Source organism: Pseudomonas sp. DCB_AW, assembly GCF_026240895.1.
GTDB lineage: Bacteria > Pseudomonadota > Gammaproteobacteria > Pseudomonadales > Pseudomonadaceae > Aquipseudomonas > Aquipseudomonas kermanshahensis.
This window is the reverse complement of record NZ_JAPFCE010000219.1, coordinates 1-390: the sequence shown is the minus strand read 5'-3', so window position 1 is coordinate 390 and position 390 is coordinate 1. Positions and strand designations below refer to the sequence as shown.

General features: G+C 57.7%; 1 protein-coding gene. It reads left to right on the top strand.

Annotated features, from left to right (window positions below):
• Nucleotides 1–4 precede the first annotated feature (4 nt).
• Nucleotides 5–390: immunoglobulin heavy chain variable domain-containing protein (locus OO306_RS28520; RefSeq protein WP_369124849.1), on the top strand; the 386-nt coding region annotated here is incomplete at its 3' end.

Genomic DNA, 390 nt, shown 5'->3' with positions numbered 1-390 from the left:
GGCCATGGCCCAGGTGCAGCTGCAGGAGTCTGGGGGAGGATTGGTGCAGGCTGGGGGCTCTCTGAGACTCTCCTGCGCAGCCTCTGGAGGCACCTTCAGTCCCTATGCCATGGGCTGGTTCCGCCAGGCCCCAGGGAAGGAGCGTGAGTTTGTAGGAGGTGTTAAATGGACAGGTATCACAGACTATGCAGACTCCGTCAAGGGCCGATTCACCATCTCCAGAGACAAGACCCAGAACACTCTGTATCTGCAAATGAACAGCCTGAAACCTGAGGACACGGCCGTTTATTACTGTGCAGCCCAATCCCGGGGCATTGGGACTATGAAAGTTGAGTATGACTACTGGGGCCAGGGGACCCAGGTCACCGTCTCCTCACACCACCATCACCA